Raw genomic sequence first — 2173 nt, 5'->3', positions numbered from 1 at the left:
CACCTCGTCTACTTCGCGAGCCTGATCTTCGGTGGACTCTTCCTCGCGGTGCGCTCCATCGAGGCGCGCCGCTGGGCGTAGGGAGGCGGCCCCACGATGCCATCCGACACCTCCGCCGGCACGGCGCGGCGGCGCCGGCGCTGGCGCGCGTTCTCCGCGACGTACACGGCGGCCGTCATCGCGGCGCTGATCCTCGCCAACGTGGCCGGGGTCAGGGCGGAGCGCAGCTGGGATCTCACGCTGAACCGCATGTTCACGCTCTCGCCGCAGACGGTCGAGGTGCTGAAGGAATTGAAGCAGCCGGTCGACGTGATCGCGTTCGTCACCTCCAATAGCAGTCTGGCGACGCCGCTCACCGACCTCGTCCACGCGTACGAGGCGAAGGCGCCGGGCAAGATCCGCTTCCGGACCGTGGACCCGACGGTGCACCCGAGCGAAGCCCAGAAGTACGGTGTCACCGAGGCCGACGAAGTCGTGGTGGCGCAGGGCGAGCACCGTGAGGTTCTGCACTCGTGGGACTTCTACGGCACGAGTCAGGGGCCGAACGACTGGAACGGCGAGGCGGCGCTGACAAGCGCCATCTTGCGCGTCGCCCATCCCGAGACGCTGAAGGTCTACTTTCTTGAAGGGCACGGGGAGCTCGCCGAGGATCGAGAGCTGTACCCCTTCAGCCAGGCCCTGCGCGACCAGGGCTACGAGGTGCTCCGCCTGAACCTGCTCCAGCAGCCCGGGGTGCCGGACGACGCGTCCGTGCTCGTGATCGCGGCCCCGCAGCACGACCTGCAACCGGCCGAAGCCGGCGCGATCCGCACGTACGCGACCAAGGGCGGGCACGTGCTCGTGATGCGCGACCCGTCGGACACCCCGCTGCCGAACCTGGACGGGCTTTTGAAGGAATGGGGCGTGACGCCGCAGCGGGACTACGTCGTCGACCCGGTGCGCCACTACCTGACCGAGCCGACGGCGGTGATCCCGCAATACGAGTACTCGCCCATCGTGGATCCGCTGCAGCAGGCGCGCGTCGCGACGGTGTTTCCCGCGGCCGCCGGCCTCGACTACGACGCGCAGAGCGGGCGCATCACGCCGCTCTTGAGCACCTCCGACCAGGCCTGGGGCGAGACGGATTTCAAGAACGCGGCTGCGTTCGAGAAGAGCAAGGACCGGCAGGGGCCGCTGACGATCGCGGTGTCCGTCGAGGGGCTGCCCGGGGGGAACGGGTCGAGCGGCTTCCGCGCCGTGGTCTTCGGCGGCAGCGTCTTCGCGACGCAGCAGTGGTTCGGCATCCAGGGGAACCACAACCTGCTCCTGAACGCCACCGCGTGGCTCTCCGGGCGCCAGCAGGGCATCACGCTGCGGCCCAAGCCGGCCGTGTCGGCGCCGATGGCGCTCGACGCCGGTCAGGCGACGGTGCTCATGTTCCTGACCGTCGTGCTGCTGCCGCTCTTGTCGCTGGGCGCGGGCGCCTGGGTCTGGTGGCGCCGCCGGCGGTTGTAGTGGCGCCGGGCGGCGGCCGTGGGACCGCGCGAGGAGGCGGCTGCCGACCGCGCCCGGCGGGAACGGGTTAGACTCTGTTCGAGAGCTCGACTTTGTCCGAGGGGGCATTCCGTTGGCGAAGAAGCAACCTGCGCGCGGGCGGTCCGCCGCCCCGAACCGGTGGCGCTGGCTGGCGCCGCTTCTGGCGGTCGTCGTCGTCGCCGGGCTGGCCGGCTACGTCTTCATCTGGCAGCCGCGGCAGGCGGAGCGCCAGAACGCTCCGCTCCGCCTGGCGGACGTCGACACGTCCAAGGTGAACGAGATCACGATGGAGAACCAGCAGCTGGAAGACCTCGGTCTCCTCTTGCAGGGGAAGACGTGGACGATGGTGAACAGCAGCGGCCACACCGTCGGGGAAGCGGACGCGGCGCAGGTCCGGGCCTTCCTGGACCGGCACTTCAAGCACCTCACGGCCAAGCGCAAGGTCGAGAACCCGGGCAAGGCCAGCGAGTACGGCTTCGGCGACCCGCGCTGGGTGGTGACGGTCACGCAGGAGGACGGCAGCACGGTGAAGATCACGATCGGCGCCAACGATCCCATCACGGGAGACGACTACGCGCTGATCGACGGCCACCCCGGCGTGTACCTGCTGTCGCCGGACCTTGCCGCCGACCTGTCCGTCGATCCGAAGCACTGGTCG

Annotated in this window: 2 protein-coding genes; both read left to right on the top strand. The window is 69.8% G+C overall.

The features are described from left to right. The first annotated feature begins 96 nt into the window (after nt 1-96). On the top strand, nt 97-1494 hold the full coding sequence (locus IRZ18_09820) for a GldG family protein (GenBank protein MBX5477402.1): 1398 nt from the start codon (nt 97-99) through the stop codon (nt 1492-1494). Nucleotides 1495-1606: 112 nt separating this feature from the next. After that, nucleotides 1607-2173: DUF4340 domain-containing protein (locus tag IRZ18_09815; protein ID MBX5477401.1), on the top strand; the 567-nt coding region annotated here is incomplete at its 3' end.

Source organism: Clostridia bacterium, assembly GCA_019683875.1.
Classification (GTDB): Bacteria; Bacillota; Sulfobacillia; order RBS10-35; family Bu92; genus Bu92.
This window is presented reverse-complemented; position numbering and strand designations above follow the sequence as displayed.

What these genes read in the sequence shown, in the direction of transcription:
- IRZ18_09820 (MBX5477402.1), top strand. Translation starts at nt 97, where the DNA reads ATGCCATCCGACACCTCCGCCGGCACGGCGCGGCGGCGCCGGCGCTGG.